The sequence below is a fragment of the Sphingobacterium sp. CZ-UAM genome (assembly GCF_002000245.1).
In the GTDB taxonomy this organism is placed as follows: Bacteria; Bacteroidota; Bacteroidia; order Sphingobacteriales; family Sphingobacteriaceae; genus Sphingobacterium.
The window spans coordinates 91,669-111,462 of the sequence record NZ_MTCM01000011.1 but is presented as its reverse complement, the minus strand read 5'-3'; the positions used below and the strand labels follow the sequence as shown (position 1 = coordinate 111,462).

Sequence of the window (19,794 nt, the reverse complement as noted above, 5' to 3'; positions counted from 1 at the left end):
AAATGAAGTTTTTGATTCTAACTATTTACATAATCAGAATTCTTTTTTTATATCTCTGATCTTGGATCGAATTGAACTAATTCTTGAATTTGTTCATGACTTTCGTTTGTCTACTCGTCACGCTACATGATTGTGTTTTCTTAAAGAACTTTTTGCGCTTCAACTTCCGTATCCGCTTTATTCCGATGGACATTGCATCCCTCTTTATCTTTTTCTGTTTCCCTCCGTTTCCGTTGGGACTGCAAAGGTAGAAATCTTTTTTGAACTTCCAAAAAACTTTTGAAGTTTTTTTTTCTTTTTCTCTTTTCTGATTTCCGCGTTTAAAATAAGCTGAACGGGATTTTAAATCCTGCCAGGCTCTCTTAAACCTTTCTTTTTTCATGGCTGCCTGCTCTGGCGGCAACCGTCCCTCCCTTGCGGAGTGGTGCAAAGATAGGGAGTTTTTATAATCACTTCCAAGACTTTTGTTCTTATTTCTTTTGTTTTTCTGCTAACTGGCTGGAACGGTGGGGGATTGTTTTTCCCAGCAGGGGGTCTAGTGGGGCCGTGAGGCTCCGGCGGGGGCCGACAGCGGCGAAGGGGGTGTCGGTAAAGACAGATGGTGGGTTATTACCGGATCTGCGGCGGGATTGGGGGCGGGATTGGAGTGTAATCTGACGATTGGCCACAACGGGGGTGAAAATAGCTCGCTGGCGAGGGTATCTCCATCAGAGCCGTTGCAGATCTACTAGTTACCAAAACGCAAATCGGCTCTAACCAACACAGAAACTGAAATGAACAGGAAGCCTATTCGGAACCTCGCATCCAAATGTTTATAGGCAGCATACTCTTAACTTATGAACACGTTACGACTTTATTTTGCATTCATTTAGACATCGTTTAGGTTTTGCTTAGATAAAAATTAAACGTTATTTAAATGAATAGCTAGAGCTAGCTTAAATCTAACTTATCGCTAGTTAATGAAAGATTTCATGAAAAGAAGCAGCAATAGAGTGACAGGGGGCCAAAAGTCTATTAATAAATCCCTCCACCTAGTTTGTAGCGAGAAGATTGATTATAACATTTTATTGCAAACTACAATTAAAAAGCAAAAATAAAACCATACAAAGAAATCAAAACTCTTCTATGATTTAAACATAAATAAGTATATTTAAGTATATTAAACCAATTCAATTATGAAAGTCAAATTAATAGTATTTATCTTATTGGGGATATGCATCTTTGCATGCAAAAAAAATGAAACTTATCCTTCCCAAAACTTGGAAGCAAAACCACAAAAAAAAGTAGGATCTACCTTTAGCTCACCAAAAATCGAAATTCAATTATCTAAAAACGGTACGAGTATAACAGTGAATGTGACAACCTCTGGCTACGTCAGCACAACCCCTCCTTCAGTAGAAGTTGGTATAAGCGGTTCCGACGGATTTATGACTAGTCAAACACTTGGTCCAGCAGGTGGAAGTTTTATCTTCAATGGTACTGCGGGGGTAAGTTATACGTTTACAGGACAAATGCTAATAGGAAGTGTAAAAGTAACCACAGTTCGTTTTATTTCATTATCTCCTAATAGCCCAACCACTAGTTGTACCTATCCAAGCTCGTTAGCAACTCCATCATTTCCAGAATCAATACCTTACGCATCTCCAACTGGAGAAACTTTATATCAAGGAGATGGAGAGCTTTTACTTCTTTTTCCTACGGATGCACAACTAGGCGTAAAAATTGTTTTGAGGTATAAGAAACAATATTCCGCTGAAGACTGGCGTTACACAGCACCATTTACCTGTGCAGGAACTCAATTACAAAACGGAGATATAAAAACATTTTATATCATAAACAACTTAGAATCTGGCACCACCTATACTGTTCAACCCGGCATTTTATGTAACGACAAATTCATCGAATGTCCCAATACATTCAACAGAACAACAATAGTACTCTAACCAGGTTCATATTAAGCTTAAAAAATTGTGTTTCCAAACAGTAAGGTCTTTTTTTCGGCTGTAGTTCGAGTACTGTTCAGAGTTAACCCTGAATCACTATGGAAAAATACGGATTCATTCCGAGACTGCACCCACTTTATCTTTAAATAAAGATAAAACTAAAAAATGTAAAGCTCCGAACGACAATAGTCATCCGGAGTTTTACAATTATATTATTAATTATCTCTTAGCGCAGTAAGATCTACTTTGGGTTGAGGCAAGTTCATATTCCTAATAGCCTTCTTACATTCATCAACCATTTCCTGCGTCATCGTATACGTATACTTTCCGTAATCATCATACTCCAATGTACCGACATAAAAGAAGCCATACTTATCAAAGAAATCTGTCAGATCTATTTTAGCAACCTCACACGCTGTTTTGACAAAGTTTAATTGATTAACAGCTGGATTCCGCTCCCCCATCATCCGATCGGAACTCCAATCCGAGCGTCCTCTTCTGGACGGTTTACTCTTATTCTGCTGACGAAAAGCCTCAAACAGATCGGCATAAAAATCCGGGCGCTTTCCAATTCCCTCAAAGTACAACTGCAATTGCCAGAAAGGGATCAAACGGTTAAATACATCAGGATCGGATAAGTAAGAAATTCTCTTTTCAATTATACTGGCTTTAGCTTTTTCAAAGTTATTCTGCTCAGAAACCCGTGTTTTATTACCAAATGATCGTGTTACATACAGGGAAAATAGATTGTTGCTCACTTCGCCCAGGCCACCCCAATTAAACATTGGTCGCGTCTGGTGCACATGCCCGACTTCATGACTAAAGCCCCAGCAGGGATCTCCTTTAATTACCGAAGCAGGATCAACAACCATACGCATAGCATAACCGACCTTATCCCCCATGTAAGCAACCCCATCTCCATCACGGAACATGTAATAATTATAGTTGACCCGTGCGAGAATACGATTCTTAGGAACTTTCTTATATTTTTCCAAGCCCATCAAGCGATGCTGCCTGAACAGCAGAGAATCATAATTGCGAATAAGCTCAACGCCTTTTCCATAAGCATATTTCTTCATTGCCTCAATGGGATAAACAGTTTGTATATGTTCACCTTTGGCATCCATAATCGGAAATACCGCATGATCAATCAAACTATCCCATTCTTTATTCCCCTGTGTTTTAAGATCAAAGTAACCGTTTACCTGTCCTGTCGGAAAGTGAACCGTAATCGGGTTTTCTTTTTCTGGTTCGTCTGAGAAATAATCAATATAAGCTAAGCTTCCATAATCATTGAGTTGGATAATATTTACGCCGTTGTGTAATCTAAACTCCTGTTTCTCCACCCCCCATCCTTTCGGGTCTTTTGTTGGCTCCTGCGGATTAGGAGCTTTCCGCAACCAGTTGGGCACAACAAGATTTACTTCTTTACCTGTTGCAATGCCATCTACGATGACGATATGCTTGCCTTTGGGAAGATACACACCGGTCATATTTTCATATTTACTATAACCGTCTCCAATACTTAATTGACGGCCCAAGGTGGATGGATTTAACAAGGCCGAATAAGTCGCATATCTATAGTCTTTATTGTACTTGCCTGCAAATATAGACAAGGCTACGCTGCGCAATGCTGTATCAGCCATCTGATCGATCTGTTTTTTCTTAATACCTTTTTTTAATTTTAACGCGAGCGCATCTTCGAACACGGAAAGGTCTGTATAGGTCTGTTTAACATCTTGCGCAGATTGTGCCATTAGATTTGCACTCATCAATAGGCCCAAACCAAAAGCTATAAATTTTCTTCTCATCATTAATTAATGTAAATATATTAGAGGTTATAATTCTCTGTTAGCGAAAAAAGGGGGAGTATTATTTCAAAACTCCCCCTTGCTGTATATTCAGTTATATATAGGATCTAAACAAAGCGGTTCCTACTTCGCTGTGGGATTTTTCGTCGCTTTTAAATGTAGCTCATAAATATACTTTCCGGCTTTGTAAATCTTCGTATTAAATCTTATGTTAAGTTTAACAGGTTGATCATAAGTCAAATACTTCATATCTGTTGGCGGGTTCCAGTTTTTAGTATCCGCATAGTCTATTGACTGAATCCATTTCGATTGGATTCTGTAATAGCAGTTGATACCATTCGACTGACTATCCCAATATACATCCGGGAATCTCACTTGTGCATAATCGTAGACCACAGCAGTATCTGTAACTGTTGTTTTATAAGCGAAGGTCGCTAATGTTTTAAGGAAATCATTGCCAGATGGCCTTCTGTCCAAAGCACTACCAGGAAATAATGCTCCATTTTTGTCGTAAACCTTCAAAACAATTTGATTTGGTCCATCAGCAACACGTTTAATTTTTAACGTCAAGCTAGTACTCTGCCCTTTGGTCTGATCAATCCATTGATCATCATACGGAAAGCGAATTCCAGTTTCACTATTTGCATCGACCGCAATAAAGTAAGGTACATTTTCATAAGTATATTCTTTTACTGGAGATAACTTGATAGTTGTTATATTCTTATAATCTTTTGTACCTTTTGGATTTTGGACACGTATATCAACCTCATATTCGCCCGTCGGAACATGATCTGTCGCCTGGGTGAACATAAACTGACCACTTTTCTCTAAAACCGTAAATGGTAACTTCTTCTCTATACCGCGTTTACTATTAATCAATTCAAGTGTTGTATCTGTTTTCGGATCGTATTTCTCTTTCCAAACAGTAACATCATATTCCTTAAAAAAAGTTTCTTCCCTCTTGCCTGTTGCTTTATTACGGACGTCCAATAGCGTGACAGTAAACGGCGGCGTTGAAGCGTCAGGAATAATTCCTGTTGCTATATAAAAAGTTCCCTGATCTACAGCAATCGGATTTGATCCATAACGGATATTGTCACTCAGATATCCAACTTCAATTTTCTTACAACCTGCATACATCAAGGATGTCAATACACCGATGTATGCAAATATCTTATATCTATTTTTCATATTAATACCAATTAAATTTATCTTCTAAATGCCCAAATATGCTGGTTGTTCAACACATGGATTATCCCTGTTGTGGAAATAATGCCTGATGTCTGACAGATCAGTTTCGTATCATTGAGGCTTGCTTTTCCTGAAGGGTCGGATAGTGAACCGTTTTTCATGACATCGCGTTCGCCATAGATCTTCGTCAAATAGAGCAATTTTGGCCCCTGAGAAATGATACCATCCTCCAAATAATCACCACTAGTTGATTTTTCCAATGTTACCAATAGTTTGGTCGCTGGTTCCTGTGTTTGGAACATTGTTCCAGATTCGGTTAAATTATCCCGAACGATACGATCAGAGAAAAGATAGACACTCATTGTGTCCTGGAGCATTTTTTGCGGATAGTATTTAAACAATGAATCCAGATTAAAATTAAGTCGTTCATCCTTTTTGCGCCATTCATTCTGTTTTGCTAACAGGAAATTACGAATGGAATAATTTGTAGGTACAAAAAAAGTTCCCGCACTATTCACTTTATCTTTTAATCCAGCCTTATCGATAATCATCAAGGTAGTATCGAATAAGTGCTGCGGATGCGATTTCAAGAAATCATAGGTTGTCATGTTGACATGTGGATCACTTACGCCACCATCTATTACAGCTTCTTTTTTACAACTAAAAATTGTTACCAAAGCAATAATACTTAAATATATAAATGTATTTTTCATGTTGATTCGCTTAATATTTACCCATCCAATAAGGATTCTGAGAGATTAATCGGTTTGAATTTAAAATGCTGTTCTCGATTGGGAACAAATAGCCTTTTTGTTCCATACGTGTAGCATCCATACTCCAGGAAGCCAACTGTACGAAAAGGTTATTATTTTTTGTTTTCCAGGCATTTCGAACAATATCAAAATAACAATGACCTTCGCCAATCAATTCGCGTTGTCTTTCTTTCAGTATATCCCGCTTAAGATTTGCGCCAGCGCTGCTAATCAAGGTTTTGGCACCAGCTCTACTTCTAATCGAATTTACGGCTGTCAATGCTTCAGCATCTTTTCCTAGCGCATTTAAAGCCTCCGCTTTTAATAAGACCATATCTGCCAACCTAAAAATCACTAAATTACTTTCAACCCTAGGATCTGAATTTGTCGCCGCATTCTTGTATACGATATCAGAATACTTCATCAGTGAATTATTCTCCGAATTGGTAATATTCCTGAAGAAGTCTGTTCTTCTGGTATCACCATCTTCCTCTTTGCCATACATTTCTTCCAGCTTTGTATTAGTCACATAGTATGTTGGTAGTAAATCTGGCATATTTACATAGATTGTATTGCTTACTGTAATAAAACCCACTGCTCCTGAAAATACCCCCATGCCTTCATATGAAGCAGATTCATTTTCTGCATCTTTATTTGTAAACACAAATATGTTCTCCTTCGCGTTAGCTTCCTTAAAAACGTTACGGACATTTCCTTTTGCCTGCAATGCAAAAAGATCTGGGCGACTGATGATAGAATCCGCGTATGTTACCGTCTTCGTATAGTCATTTTGCCAGGCAGTCGCATGTGTTAACAAGGCTAAAGCAGCTGCTTTATTCGCCCGACGACGGCCAAGACCATCAACTCCTTCCCAGGTCAATAAACCTGATGCTTTCTGCGCATCATTTACTATAAATTTGAGGATATCATCGGTTGACGTCCGACCAACCAATACAGCTTGATCAGCTGTTTCTGTTGGTTCAGTTTGTAAAGGCAGATCCCCCCAAACTCGTGTCATATAGAAATAGGAAAGTGCACGCATAAAATACGCTTCGCCAAGAAGGTAATTTTTCGTTCCAGCAGGGAATTTATCTTCCGAGATTTCCGGAATCCTTTTGATGATCAAGTTTGCAGCATTTATGACACGGTACCAGTTTGTCCAGTTGAGCCCGCCCCCTTCTCGATAAGGCAATTTAAAGTTACCACCTGTGTAGATATCTGAGTGCAACGTACCTTTACTGGTTGTTAAAATTCCAACAGGCGTATCTCCCCACGCGAAAAAGGCTTGATTCGTAACCATTGCTTTTCGAAATAAACTGTACATTCCCAGGGTTGCACCCGTAAAATCTTTTTCATTCTTCCAAAAAGTATCCGCATAGGTATCATTAATTAAATTATTCTCCAATTGCTTGTTACATGATCCCAGAATCACAGCGGAGAAAAGAGTTGCAACGACCCCTATCTTTTTATATGTTATTTTTAAAATTTTCATATTGCTAGCTATTAAAATTCGAATTGAACACCTAAAGTATACTTAGATGGCAATGGATACCCATCCCCGTAGTCGAAGCCTCTTGCATCAACCATTTCAGCATCTACACCAGAAAATTTCTGGAACATGTGAACGTTATCCACCGTACCATATAATCTAAGTGAATTGATTCCTAAACGATCCATCCAAGGATTTTGACCTTTATTGAAACGATAAGCTAAGTTGATATTTTTGATCCGCACGTACCATCCTGGTTCCATAAACATCGATTGACCTGCTCTCCAAGCATACAATCCCATATATGGATTTGCCGCAGGATATCTAGCCATATCGCCCTCTTGTTGCCAGAAATCATATTTGCCTAAATCTCCGATAGATGCTTTAGATAAATCTGTCGGATTTCCATAGAAAAATCCATTGGACATGCGACGTGCGAAAGTACTGTTGATAATATCTCTACCGAAGGTGAATGTTGTTAAGACTTGTAGAGAAAAACCCTTATAAGTAAAATTATTAATAAAACCGCCAGTCACTTTAGGATTGGGGTCTCCGAAAAAGGTCATATCATTTTCGCCAATGGCATCGGAAATTTTATAATCACCATTTACATCTACCCAATTTGGATAACCTGGTTTCAATGTTCCCCACTTTGTAGCTCCTACCGCTCCAGTGTATGGGTTTACGATAATATCGTTGGATGAGCTAATGGCTCCGTTCACAAGGTAACCATAAAACATATTCAAAGGTTTACCTACGACATATACCCCCTGATCATAGTACAAATCTCTGTTACCATTAGGCAATGCTGTAACAACGTTCTTATTAAATGATAAATTCAATTGCGGAATCCACTGAAACTCTTTACTTGATTCAAATACTTTTCCTTGGATATTAATTTCCACTCCAGAATTTCTCACTCCTGCAGCATTCGTAAATGTTTGCAGATAGCCCGAATACTCTGGTATCCAAATCTGCAACATCTGTCCCGTCGTTGTTCTTATATAAGTATCAAAATTGACCGTAAGTCTGCCTTTTAATAAATAGGCATCAAATCCAGCATTCCAAGTATCTGATTTCTGCCAGGTAATATTATCATTGGTTATACCCGAATAATTTGGAATTACTGCGGTACCACCGCCATAAGTATTCCCAGAATTTCCTGGATAAGATCCGTCTCCGGCCACAAAAGCATTATAGCGATCATTATCACCTATACTACTTTCGTCACCTGTACGTCCCCAGCTCGCACGCAGTTTCAATTCATCTACCCATTCTTTGGATTCCATAAAAGGTTCTTCCGAAACAATCCATCCAGCACCTACAGATGGGAAATAACCCCATTTGTTATTCTTACCGAATCTTGAAGAAGCATCCGCTCTCCATACTGCATCCAATAAATATTTACTTTTATAATCGTAGTGAAACGCACCGAGGAATGATAACTTAGCATAGGTCGATTGATCAGAATATCCATTCAGATTTTGAGAACTCACACCTTTAATTACCTGAATATTATCATTTGGAATATCCTTCCCTAACAAATACAACCCCTCATTTTTACGTGTCTCATATTCCTGAACTGCCGTAGCTGTAAAGTTATGTACGTCATTTAATGATTTTGTCCATAATAAAGAGTTCGTCAACAAATATTTTCTATACTGGGTATAGGTAGATTTAGCGTAGGCTAAACCATCAGAGTTCAAAATAGACGGTGAAGCAAAATCATTTTTTGCCGTAGAATAGTTGATAATACTACGCGTGCTTAAACGAAAATCTTTTAAGAAGGTATATCTTAACTCACCAACTCCACTTAAATCCACATTGATATTATCGTTGCGCTGATAGTCATAGGGATTCACAATACTATTGATATCGTCTTGACTCATACCCAGCAATGATGTTGGCATATCCACTGGATTAATAGCAAAAACACTGCGGTATCTATTGGTTTTTAAGAACTCCGTACTTCCTTTACCATCCATACGTCTGTTTGTCGAAGCCTTGAAATTGGTCAGAAATTCCAATTGTTTGGTGATATTAAAAATCAAATTACTTGTAAAAGAGTAGCGTTTTAGACCGGTACTTTTTACAATTCCTTTTTCATTATACATCCCCCCACTTACCCTATAGTTCAAATTCTCGGTAGCGCCAGAAACGGAAAGATCATAGTTCTGTACATATCCCGATTGATAAAATAAATCCTGATAGTCATTGTTGTTATTAAATGATGGATTCAAACTATCTGTCAATAGCTGAGGTATCGTTTGAAGTTGAGCATCATTCGCAAACTTATAGATCAATTCCAGTTTCTTTCTTCTTTCTGCAGCACCAATTAAGGTTGCAACTGTAGCTGGTTTTGTGACATATCCCTGATAAGTGTTTAAACTGAATTTAGGCCGTCCTTGCTGACCGCGTTTGGTTTTGATCAGTATCACGCCATTATTCGCTCTTGCACCATATAATGCAGCTGCAGAAGCATCCTTCAAAACGTCAACAGACTCGATGTCATTTGGATTTAGACTTGCAAGAAAGTTGGTCCCTGTAACATTAAAGCTTTTAATTTCATCTTCTGAAGTGGGAATTCCATCAATGACATACAATGGATTACTCGTCAAATTGTCGGCATCAAAATCATTATTTGATCGAGGAATATTGGTATTTCCACGAATGACTAGCGAGGTCTTCATACCAGGTTGGCCGGTGAAATTCTGCACGTTTACTCCAGGTAACTTTCCTTGAAGCAATACGTCGATACTAGCAGCAGGAAGGTTCTCAATATCTTTACTGGTAACGCTGGCAATCGAACCAGTACTTTTTTTGCGATTGATTGTTGTATATCCTGTCACAATCGCCTCTCCAAGATCATTACTCGATTCTACCAAGTTGACCGTGATATTTTGCCTTCCGCCTACGGGAACTTCTTGTGTATCAAAACCAACGCTTTTGACTACTAAAATATCATCTGATTTGGCTTGAATTTCAAATGCTCCCATCTGGTTACTTGACGTCGCTGATTTCGCATTGTTTTTAATAAAAACCGTTACTCCAGGCAGGGGTCGGTTATTGTTTAATATCTTTCCGGATATCTTCGATTGCGCAAAGGAAGATAGCTGGAAAAGCATTAGGCTAAACAGAAGTGGGATTATTCTAATCCACCTCTTTTTGGTGTAGATGTCCATTTCCATAAATTGGGTCTTGGTTTATAGTGTTCTTTTCAGCACTAAAATCTCCCAATTAATTAATATATCAAAACAGTGAATTAGTCCGAAATAGCCACTTTTTTTACGCAATCGATTGTATTTTGTTACGCAATCGATTTCGCTATTTTAAAAATGTTAAATAATCTTAAATTTATTTGTAACGGATGTAATTATTGCTATTAAGTCATGCAGACCAGTTTATGTTTTTTTTTATTAAAGTTGAGAAACATCTAATAAATACTGTTAATTCTATCTCCAAAAATAAAGGACGTGGGATAGAAGACAAAATTCAAGGGATTAGTATCGGCGGCGTTAAAAGTTCCGGCAGTAAAAATGCTTATATCTTTGGCGGACAATTAGGCTATGCATTCATTGTTAAGGACAATATCGCGATCGAACCTGCTGTTCGTTATGACCGTGGTTTAAATGACAATCCGGATGGCGTGGTCATTCTTAGCTAAAACGGGGGCTATCCAAAAAGGTTGGATAGCCCCCGTTTTTATGCGGTTTTAACTGTAATTTCTCACAGCATCATTTCGGATGTTCAATACTCAAAGGATTGAGCGGCTCTTTTGGCCATCTTCCCAGTTCGTTTTATTTTATCCCCTTAAAAATCCGGTTCCAACGGATTTTAGAAAGACCAGCTCCATCTGCATTCCAGCTCATCCAGGTAAACAAGGCTTTACCCACAATATGATCCTCAGGAACAAAGCCCCAGTCTCTGGCATCCAACGAATTATGCCTGTTGTCCCCCATCATCCAATAGTAATCCATTTTAAAAGTATAAGAATCCGTCTTGCTCCCATTTATGTATAGTCCATCGGCCTTCTTTTCCAAACTATTATGTTCATAGACCCGAATCGCGCGTTCGTAAAGCGGCAATGTCTGCGCATTTAAAATAACTTTCATCCCCTTCTTTGGAATCACAAAAGGTCCAAAATTGTCGTAGTTCCATTTGTACTGTGGATCATTTGGGAATGTATTGGCCTGGGCTTCCCCTGGTTTGCCTACATTCATTTGCATGGATTTGACATTAGACCATGACTTCACCATTTTTGCCTGCTCCGGAGTCAGGAAAACAATATAGGCTCCGGGCTGAACCAGCGTTGCCTCGATTCCCATATCTTTCAACCGTTGTTCATCCAGACCTGTTTCATCCGTCATCACGATATAATCCATCTGACTTTCCGGTGCGACAAAACCAGGTTGATCATTTACATACAGTACAGCATTCTGCATGCTAATCTTATCTCCCGGCATTCCAACACAGCGTTTGATCAAATGTTCCCTTTTATCTACAGGACGGGTTTTAATGGTAAATTGCTGATGAACGGCATTATAGCCCATTGAACGGACCAGGTCATAATAGGGCTGATCCTGGTTTTCGATCGCTACGGTATCTCCTGCTGGCGCATTAAATACGATAACGTCATTCCGCTTGATTTGCTGAAACCCCGGAAGCCGTTTGTATGGAAGCTCAATCAATTCCGAAAATGCATTTCCACCAATAACAGGCATCGTATGATGTGCGAAAGGAAAAGCGATGGGTGTATTCGGGATACGGGGCCCATAATTCAATTTACTCACAAATAGATAGTCCCCTATCAAAAGCGATTGTTGCATGGAACCCGAAGGAATCATAAAGGCTTCCAATAGGAAACCACGGATCAATGTTGCTGCAACAGTCGCAAAAACGATCGCATCTGCCCATTCACGGACCATGGATTTCTTATACGGATACTTAACTTTGAATTCGTTATAGGATTCGTGCAATAAGGCTAGCTGCTCATCTTTGGTCATTGTTTTTCCTTCACCGCCAGCCGTTTTAAGTTTTTTGGCATAAATTCCATTGAGAAACTGAACATTTTTATCCCGCCCCCATAGCGGCAACACAATAAATGGGAACAATACCGCAGCACAGTTTTCCCAAAACCTCCTTTTGCCAAAACAATGGATAAAATCGAGGTATAAGTTATAAAAGACAAAGACGTTCACAATGGGGACAATCAGCAAAGCAATATACCAGGTAGGTCTATTGGTGATCTGTCCCTGAATCCATTGGCTATACACCGGAACGATACCCTCCCAGCCACGACGTCCCGCTTTCTCGAACAAAAGCCAAAAGCCATATGCGGCAATAATGGTCAGTACACTAAAAATAATAAGCGTCATATTCTTTTTTTATCGAAATGTTAATAGATAAACAATCTGGATGAATCCAAGGGTGATTCTTTCGACCGTTGTAACTCATTGTATCTCATGATATATTTAATAAATATATCATAATTATATTTCTGTTCCTTTTCAAATTCGGCAAATAATTCAGGTTCATCATTTATCAGACGGCCCAATGTCAGTGTCCGTTTCTTCTTGCTACTACTAAACAGGCCACTCGAATTGCTGTTTATTTCAATAACCTCACCTGTTGCTTTCTTGAGCGCATAGGCATATTTTGACTTGGTAAATCCCACTCCAATCATGGGTGCAGCCCCGCCACTCCCGATCATCATTCCACCACTGCCGCCAAAATGCAGTTCAGATACATAGTAGGCCATAATCTCCCCATCAACGAGCACTTCAGCAAAAGTCGGCTCCAGGTCCGGCGTCTTACGGATCTGATAGGTCTGTGGAGAAGTTCCCGGCACAGGTTCCAGCCCATTTTCTACATAGGACGGTGCATATACTTTCTTTTTGGATTTCCAATAGGCACGGAACACCTGGTCGGGCGTAAAAGTCAGCTTCTCTTTTTGCAGACTCTCAAATTTTAGTTTACGATCCTTGACCGAAGAAATCTTTCCGTACAGCGTGTCCGCATTCATCAATACAAGATAATCTGAATTTGTCTCAGTCACCTGTGCATGAATTACAGTTGAGCTCAATAAAAAAAATGAAAAACAAACAGTCTTAAAATTTGATATCAGTCTCATAAACCACTATTTATACTTGTAAAGCTACATAAAAATACATGATTCGACTATAATTCTTCCAGCTTTAACCTTTCTTAAGGAAATCCCCGTCATTGATAATATATATCCTTCTCTACTCTTACTCTCGGTAAGTACAACCTGTGGGCAGAAAACATACGCACAGCTAGCATCGGCTTTTTCGAGTGAATATACAAGACATTCTCAAACCGTATAAAAAATTCAAATCCGAAAAGATTTGAACAGATACTAATCAAAGTCTTCCTTATTGAAAATCATATTTTTTTAAAAAAACACTTTTATTTAGATTTATTATAAACTACTTTTGTCCCCCAAACAAGAATGATTTTACAGCTCTTATGAAAAAAAGATTTCTGCTCTCTATATTAGGACTAGGTACTATAACTTTGGGTTATTCCCAGAAAATTCAGGGATACGTAAAAAATGGCGAAGGAAAGCCCATACCGGGAGCGACAATCACTTTTGCCAAAGAAAGTAAGACCCGGAGTGATGAAAACGGATTCTATACTATTTTTGTCAAACCGGGGACCTATCAAGGGCAAGCTAGTTATCTTGGCAAATCGTCCGAGTTCAGTGTATTTTCGATACAAAGCGAAGATTCAAAACAATTGGATTTTCAGATCAATGAAGGTCATCATTTGGACGAAGTCGTTGTTGTTGCCAATCGCAAACCGACTAATATCTCTGAAGTTGCCGGTACCGTTTGGCTGGTAAATTCCGAACAGATACAGCAGCAAGCCAAAAGTGGTGTCCCAATTAAAGAAATGCTGGGGTTACTGATCCCAGGCATGGACGTGGGCCCACAAGGACGGACGAACTATGGACAGAATATGCGGGGCCGTAGTATGTTGGTCATGATTGATGGTGTAAGTCTAAATAGCCTACGTGGAATAAGCCGTCAACTCGATGCCATAGATCCCTTCAATATTGAGCGGATAGAAGTCCTATCTGGAGCCAACTCAATTTATGGCGGAAATGCAACCGGAGGGATTATCAACATCATTACGAAAAAAGCTATAAAAGATGGTTGGGGAGCTTCCACAGAGGCTGGTGTACGATCAGGTCTCCGTCATGGTGGCGATGCCGATTGGCGTATTGCACAATCCGTCCAAGCAAAAGGGGAAAAAATTGATGGCAGGCTCGCTTTCGCATATCAGCAGAATGGAGCGACCTACGGCGCAGATAATAAGCAAATATTCACCGATATCTCCCAAACTGACCTCCAATACAATAGATCAATGGACCTTCAGGGAACATTCAATTATCGTATTCATCCCCAGCATAAAATTGCTGTTTTTGGCCAATACTATAATTCAAAGTTTAATGGTGACCGTAGTTTATTTCTTGGAGACAGTATCAAAGCATTCACTCCTGGTAACGGAAATCTATTGGAAATGAGAGATGGATTTAAATCTTCCGTTAACCCAGGTACCAAACGATGGATGGGAACGCTAAACTATACCGGCAATAACATTCTCGGGGGGCAGGATCTTTATGTACAAATTGCGAGTAGAGCAGAAAAAATTGATTTCTATCCCTTTCCAAATAATATCAGCCTCCAGCAGGGCAAAACCATATATACCTCCTCTTCTCGTCAAAACACCGATTACACAGGTATGAAACTTTTGCTGAGCAAAGAGTTGGGCCGCCTAAACTTATCTTATGGAGCCGATGTAGATTTCGAAAAATTTGAGGCAACCCAAGCTATTTACGATATTCCAAAGGCCTTGACATCAGGCGGTTTAGTGAATGAACAGATTTATGCTGTCGGTCGTTATCCTACCATCAAGTCAAAATCATTGGCTGGATATGTACAAGCAGAGTATCAGGTCGCGGATCCCCTGAAATTATCGGCCGGCATACGTTATCAAAACGCCGCCATTGATGTAGCAGATTTTGTAGGCAATACACAGCAGGCTTTACTTGCTTTTGGCATGGGCAAATCCGCCGATCAGATACCCGGTGGAAAAAGTAATTATGGGATGACCACGATCAATGCCAGTGCGCTTTACAAAATCAATGCACAACAACAGACCTGGATAAGTTATGCTGAAGGCGTCGCACTCGCCGATCCTGCAAAGTATTTCGGTTATGGTACCTATAAATATGATGCTAATGCAGCACATTATATATTACAGTCCAGTATCAATATTGCTGAAGCTAAACTGCAAGGTGTAAAAACGAATCAGTTTGAATTGGGCTACCGACTCAATCAGGACGGCCTAAAAGTCCAATTATCTGGATTTGTAAGTCAGTCCAACAAATCTGTGGAGAGCGACCGCAGTACCTACCAGATTTTGGTAAAAGATAATCCGATCCGTAATATCGGTATCGAGGCACAGATTGATTACAGAATCAAAAATATCCTGGTCGGAGCCAATACTTTGGTTATTAATTCAAAAAACAGAATTGAAGGTGAATGGCGAAAACAAGATATTAATTATGCCAGTTCCAATAAATTCAATGTATATGCGGGTTATACCTATGGAGAATGGTCGACCCGTTTACAGATGCTCCAGATACTGGATCTCAAAGATGCAGATGACAAAAAGTTAAAAGGATACAATGCTGTTGACTGGTTTGTCACTTATGCGACCAAATATGGCCGCTTCAATGCAGGTGTCCAAAACCTTCTAAACACCAAGTATCAATCAATCTGGAGTCAACGGGCCCAACTTCTTTATGCTGGCTACAAAGTCCCGGAAATGTTTTACTATCAGGGGCGTGGACGTACATTTACAGTCAATTACAGTATTGATTTCTAAAAAAAGAAACTGCACAAAGCGTCAATCAGATATTCGAATATCTGATTGACGCTTTGTGCAGGTGGGACTAAAATCAAGTAAAAACGGGGCTATCCAATGCTTGGATAGCCCCGTTTTCCAATTTTAGCCAGTCCCTTTACCAAGAGATTCTCTTATTCAGTACGCTGTGGACATCCTAAATTTACATCTTAATCAGCGAAAGACTGGTTTCTACCCTTTATACTTACCTTCAAATTCGGTCGATGCCTTATTTACGCCATTACTCATGCTTTCGAAGGCTTTATTGATATTATCCAGTAGTGTTGATTCTGTAGTCGCATCGGGATTTTTGCTTTTTCGCAATTCGATCAGCTTTGGATAATCCTCGGTCACGATTTTTTTGTAACCATTCAGGCCGTCGAGTACCGCTTTTTGAAAGCTGGCATCGCCTTTAAAATCGCCCAAATCTTCTACTTTCTTCATATCCGCGTTCAGGGATTTTTCCCAATCTGTGCGCACTTGCTCTGCTTTTGTATAGTCGGCTGCGTTCATGGCTGCATTCATCGCCTCAATATGCTTTTCACTGCCATTGATGACCGTGATAATTGAATTGTTGTACGTCGCAGGATCCTTTGTTCCTGAATTACAACCTGACATTGTCAGCACCGCTACGGTTAAGATACCTGTTAAGAATTGTTTCATCATTGTTGCTATATTTTAAGGTTTACTTATTCCTATATAATAAAAGTGCTTCGCACGGTAGTCGCCCCCTAGATTTTAGTCTAGGTCGGCACAGAAATCTAACTCACTTATTCAAAGATAGTTGACCCGCAATACTTTTTCTATCACTGAATTCAGGTATTTATTCTTTTAGCATAATTATGCAACATGGTTGCTTTTGATATCTTTTTACCTATATTTGTTGCAACTTAATTGCAATACATAATTTACAAAAGCTTAACTCCGTTGATGAACAAACGTACAATTTTCACACTCTTATTAACGTCTATACTGTCGGTTCCTAACTATGCACAGGAAAAAGTCACAAAAACTGTTGGACTAAAGGAGGTACTGGTCGAAGGAAAACGTTATGGACAATCAGCTGAAGGAGCAATGTCTGTAGCTATCCTGACCAATGATTCATTACAGAAATATCAGGCGGGCAGTTTGATGCAGACTTTAGATAGAGTTCCCGGAGTCAATGCCATAGGCATCGGCGCAAGTCAATCCAAACCGCAAATCCGGGGCCTCGGCTTTAACCGGGTGGCCACCGTCGAAAATGGAATCAAGCATGAAGGACAACAATGGGGACTGGATCATGGGCTGGAAATTGATCAGTTCGGCGTAGGCGCAGTCGAAATTATCAAAGGTGCGAGTTCATTTATGTACGGATCAGATGCCATTGCCGGTGTCATCCGTCTATCCTCGCCAACAGCGCCACAAGAAAATGGCTTGCAAGGTCATATCAACCTATTTACAAGATCCAATAATGCCAGCTATGGCGCTGCGTTACAACTCCAGGGCAGGAAGAACAACTGGATTTTCGGCGGTGGAGTGACCCATCTCGATTATGCCGACTACCGTGTACCTACAGATACGGTCTATGTTTACAATTATGCCGTCCGTTTAAAAAATCGGCAGGTGCGCAATACCGCGGGAAGGGAAACAAGTCTTCAATTCCGGACGGGTTATGTCTCCGAACGATTTTCTTCTATACTCTATCTAAGTAACTATCATACAAAAATCGGCTTTTTCGCCAATGCGCATGGTCTTGAACCGCGAGGTGTAGATACAGCGCTATACGACCGTTCGGACCGGGATATCCTTTATCCAAGTCAGCAGGTTAATCATTTTAAACTCATTAGCCGAAATAATATTACACAGGGTGTACATAAGATCTGGCTGGATCTTGGCTACCAAAGAAATTATCGCCAGGAATTCAACAACTACACGGCACATGGATATATGCCCCCGGTATACCCGCAGGACATGGCCATTCCGATGAACCTTGAACGGCTGTATGATAAAGAGATCTATCATATTACACTAAAGGACGAATTTAACCTGGCTTCACATCGACTGACTATAGGCGGAAATGCTGAGCAACAACTTAATCACATCGATGGTTGGAGTTTCCTTATCCCAGGCTACAGACAGAAGGCAATGGGCGTATTTATTCACGACCGCTATACGATCAACGAGCAAACCATACTCTATGGTGCCTTACGTTATGACCATAGCACTATGCACAGCTTTCCTTATCAGGACTGGTTTGCGTCGAGACTGGAAAACAATCAATCTGTCCATGTCGTCCGGGCAGATGAACTTCATCGGAGCTTCCATAGCCTCATTTGGTCCCTTGGTGCGACACGACAAATAGGTCAATGGGAAACGAAACTCAACGTGGGTAAAAGTTTTCGCGCCCCCCTTGCGCAGGAGCTTGCGGCCAATGGTGTAAATTATCATTATTTCAGTTACGAAAAGGGAAATACTTCCCTCTCTCCAGAGCAGTCCTACCAGATGGACTTATCTGTAGCCCGATCTATCGGAAGCGCCAATTTCGCATTTACGCCTTTTTTCAATTATTTCTCCAATTACATCTATCTCAATCCCACATCAGGTTATGACCAGTATTATGGGGCAGGTAATCAAATATTTGAATATGCCCAAAGTAAAGTGCAGCGTTATGGGGCCGAACTCCAAGTAGAATATCGTCCCTTAAAGGATCTAAAAATAGAATTATTGGGTGAATATGTTCGATCCAAACAACTTTCGGGGAGCAAAAAAGGCTATACATTGCCCTTCTCTCCTGCGCCCTCACTGGTATTGGATGTAAGTTGGTCTCCAAGAAGCAGCCGCTATTTTAAGGAGCCTTACCTTTCTTTAGATTCCAAATGGACCGCTAACCAGCAGCATATTGTACCGCCAGAGGAAAAAACAAAAGGCTATCAGGTACTCAATCTGCGCGCGGGGACACAGCTGCCCCTGGGCCGGTCAGCGCTCCAATTGCGTTTGCAGATCCAGAATATTTTGGACACAAAATATATGAACCACACCAGTTTCTACCGGCTAATCTCGCTACCTGAGCAAGGACGAAATATCATCCTGTCTCTCGGAATACCCTTCGGTGAGCAAAACCGAAGCTAACAAATTAATCGATGAAAAAATTCATCGCGAATTAATCATGAACAAACTACACATACATATGCAAATACGCAAGAAATACGCAGTAATGGCCCTCATGGCCGCATTCACTATCGCCTGTAAAAAAGAAAAGGAGCCTATTGACAGCGAAAAACCAACCATAGATATTCGAGCAGAGAGCGCTTTTCCAAAACAATGCAGTCAAATCAAACGCGGATCAACTGTTACATTCCGCGCACAATTATCAGACAATGTCGCCCTGGGCAGCTACAGTATTGACGTTCATCACAATTTTGACCATCATTCACACAGCACCGAGGTAGAGGAATGTACATTAGAGCCGATCAAGAAACCCGTTAAACCTTTTGTTCTGGTCAAATCTGTCAATATACCCGGACAAGTACAACAGTATGATGCCCAGCTTCAGATTGATGTCCCTGCAGATGTTGACCCCGGCAACTATCACTTTATGATCCGGGTAACGGATCAGTCCGGCTGGAGCAGCCAACGTGGAATCAGTGTGCGTATTGTTGAATAGCAGCATCCTCACAGAAAAAAACTTCAATTATTTC

At 40.1% G+C, this 19,794-nt stretch carries 14 protein-coding genes; 5 read left to right on the top strand and 9 right to left on the bottom strand.

What is annotated here, in order from left to right; genetic code table 11:
* Positions 1-76: 76 nt before the first annotated feature.
* Positions 77-382, bottom strand: coding sequence for a hypothetical protein (locus BWD42_RS24185; protein WP_139351156.1), 306 nt, complete (start codon positions 380-382; stop codon positions 77-79).
* 793 nt (positions 383-1,175) lie between these two features.
* On the opposite strand from BWD42_RS24185, the gene BWD42_RS24180 reads away from it, so the two are divergent.
* Positions 1,176-1,943, top strand: a complete 768-nt coding sequence (locus BWD42_RS24180) for a hypothetical protein (RefSeq protein ID WP_077439038.1) — start codon at positions 1,176-1,178, stop codon at positions 1,941-1,943.
* A 215-nt stretch (positions 1,944-2,158) separates the two neighbouring features.
* On the opposite strand, the gene BWD42_RS24175 is transcribed toward BWD42_RS24180, so the two are convergent.
* The 5 genes from BWD42_RS24175 to BWD42_RS24155 all read right to left on the bottom strand — a co-directional run bounded on the left by BWD42_RS24175 (position 2,159) and on the right by BWD42_RS24155 (position 10,374).
* Entirely contained in the window at positions 2,159-3,757 is a 1,599-nt protein-coding gene (locus BWD42_RS24175; protein ID WP_254846313.1) for a M60 family metallopeptidase, read from the bottom strand.
* 120 nt (positions 3,758-3,877) lie between these two features.
* Positions 3,878-4,945 carry a DUF5007 domain-containing protein gene (locus BWD42_RS24170; RefSeq protein ID WP_077439034.1) on the bottom strand — a complete coding sequence of 356 codons (1,068 nt, stop codon included), beginning with the start codon at positions 4,943-4,945 and terminating at the stop codon, positions 3,878-3,880.
* Between the two features lie 17 nt (positions 4,946-4,962).
* A complete protein-coding gene (locus BWD42_RS24165; RefSeq protein WP_077439032.1) occupies positions 4,963-5,658 on the bottom strand; it encodes a hypothetical protein in 696 nt (231 codons plus the stop codon).
* A 10-nt stretch (positions 5,659-5,668) separates the two neighbouring features.
* Positions 5,669-7,189, bottom strand: a complete 1,521-nt coding sequence (locus tag BWD42_RS24160) for a RagB/SusD family nutrient uptake outer membrane protein (protein WP_077439030.1) — start codon at positions 7,187-7,189, stop codon at positions 5,669-5,671.
* Between the two features lie 11 nt (positions 7,190-7,200).
* The gene (locus BWD42_RS24155) at positions 7,201-10,374 is read right to left on the bottom strand and encodes a SusC/RagA family TonB-linked outer membrane protein (RefSeq protein ID WP_077439028.1); all 3,174 of its coding nucleotides are present in this window, start codon (positions 10,372-10,374) and stop codon (positions 7,201-7,203) included.
* 215 nt (positions 10,375-10,589) lie between these two features.
* Between BWD42_RS24155 and BWD42_RS24150 the strand changes: the two genes are divergently transcribed.
* Positions 10,590-10,850, top strand: a complete 261-nt coding sequence (locus tag BWD42_RS24150; protein ID WP_077439026.1) for a hypothetical protein — start codon at positions 10,590-10,592, stop codon at positions 10,848-10,850.
* A 133-nt stretch (positions 10,851-10,983) separates the two neighbouring features.
* On the opposite strand, the gene lepB is transcribed toward BWD42_RS24150, so the two are convergent.
* Positions 10,984-12,561, bottom strand: a complete 1,578-nt coding sequence (gene lepB / locus BWD42_RS24145; RefSeq protein ID WP_077439024.1) for a signal peptidase I — start codon at positions 12,559-12,561, stop codon at positions 10,984-10,986.
* A gap of 20 nt (positions 12,562-12,581) precedes the next feature.
* Positions 12,582-13,316, bottom strand: a complete 735-nt coding sequence (locus BWD42_RS24140) for a hypothetical protein (RefSeq protein ID WP_077439022.1) — start codon at positions 13,314-13,316, stop codon at positions 12,582-12,584.
* Between the two features lie 356 nt (positions 13,317-13,672).
* On the opposite strand from BWD42_RS24140, the gene BWD42_RS24135 reads away from it, so the two are divergent.
* Positions 13,673-16,099, top strand: a complete 2,427-nt coding sequence (locus tag BWD42_RS24135; RefSeq protein ID WP_077439020.1) for a TonB-dependent receptor — start codon at positions 13,673-13,675, stop codon at positions 16,097-16,099.
* A 210-nt stretch (positions 16,100-16,309) separates the two neighbouring features.
* Here BWD42_RS24135 and BWD42_RS24130 read toward each other — a convergent pair whose 3' ends face one another.
* Complete coding sequence (locus tag BWD42_RS24130) at positions 16,310-16,783, bottom strand: hypothetical protein (protein ID WP_077439018.1); 474 nt, start codon at positions 16,781-16,783, stop codon at positions 16,310-16,312.
* A 264-nt stretch (positions 16,784-17,047) separates the two neighbouring features.
* Between BWD42_RS24130 and BWD42_RS24125 the strand changes: the two genes are divergently transcribed.
* Both BWD42_RS24125 and BWD42_RS24120 read left to right on the top strand, forming a co-directional pair.
* Complete coding sequence (locus BWD42_RS24125) at positions 17,048-19,225, top strand: TonB-dependent receptor (RefSeq protein WP_077439016.1); 2,178 nt, start codon at positions 17,048-17,050, stop codon at positions 19,223-19,225.
* Positions 19,226-19,262: 37 nt separating this feature from the next.
* Positions 19,263-19,760 (top strand): DUF4625 domain-containing protein, encoded by a 498-nt coding sequence (locus BWD42_RS24120; protein ID WP_077439044.1) that lies wholly within the window; start codon positions 19,263-19,265, stop codon positions 19,758-19,760.
* The last annotated feature ends 34 nt before the right edge of the window (positions 19,761-19,794 follow it).

Excerpts from the sequence above, each read along its gene's own strand:
- BWD42_RS24135 (WP_077439020.1), top strand. The coding sequence starts at position 13,673 with ATGAAAAAAAGATTTCTGCTCTCTATATTAGGACTAGGTACTATAACT.
- BWD42_RS24130 (WP_077439018.1), bottom strand. The coding sequence starts at position 16,783 with ATGATGAAACAATTCTTAACAGGTATCTTAACCGTAGCGGTGCTGACA.
- BWD42_RS24180 (WP_077439038.1), top strand. The coding sequence starts at position 1,176 with ATGAAAGTCAAATTAATAGTATTTATCTTATTGGGGATATGCATCTTT.
- BWD42_RS24185 (WP_139351156.1), bottom strand. The coding sequence starts at position 382 with ATGAAAAAAGAAAGGTTTAAGAGAGCCTGGCAGGATTTAAAATCCCGT.
- BWD42_RS24155 (WP_077439028.1), bottom strand. The coding sequence starts at position 10,374 with ATGGAAATGGACATCTACACCAAAAAGAGGTGGATTAGAATAATCCCA.
- BWD42_RS24175 (WP_254846313.1), bottom strand. The coding sequence starts at position 3,757 with ATGATGAGAAGAAAATTTATAGCTTTTGGTTTGGGCCTATTGATGAGT.
- BWD42_RS24160 (WP_077439030.1), bottom strand. The coding sequence starts at position 7,189 with ATGAAAATTTTAAAAATAACATATAAAAAGATAGGGGTCGTTGCAACT.
- BWD42_RS24170 (WP_077439034.1), bottom strand. The coding sequence starts at position 4,945 with ATGAAAAATAGATATAAGATATTTGCATACATCGGTGTATTGACATCC.
- BWD42_RS24140 (WP_077439022.1), bottom strand. The coding sequence starts at position 13,316 with ATGAGACTGATATCAAATTTTAAGACTGTTTGTTTTTCATTTTTTTTA.
- BWD42_RS24125 (WP_077439016.1), top strand. The coding sequence starts at position 17,048 with ATGAACAAACGTACAATTTTCACACTCTTATTAACGTCTATACTGTCG.
- BWD42_RS24120 (WP_077439044.1), top strand. The coding sequence starts at position 19,263 with ATGAACAAACTACACATACATATGCAAATACGCAAGAAATACGCAGTA.
- lepB (WP_077439024.1), bottom strand. The coding sequence starts at position 12,561 with ATGACGCTTATTATTTTTAGTGTACTGACCATTATTGCCGCATATGGC.
- BWD42_RS24165 (WP_077439032.1), bottom strand. The coding sequence starts at position 5,658 with ATGAAAAATACATTTATATATTTAAGTATTATTGCTTTGGTAACAATT.
- BWD42_RS24150 (WP_077439026.1), top strand. The coding sequence starts at position 10,590 with ATGTTTTTTTTTATTAAAGTTGAGAAACATCTAATAAATACTGTTAAT.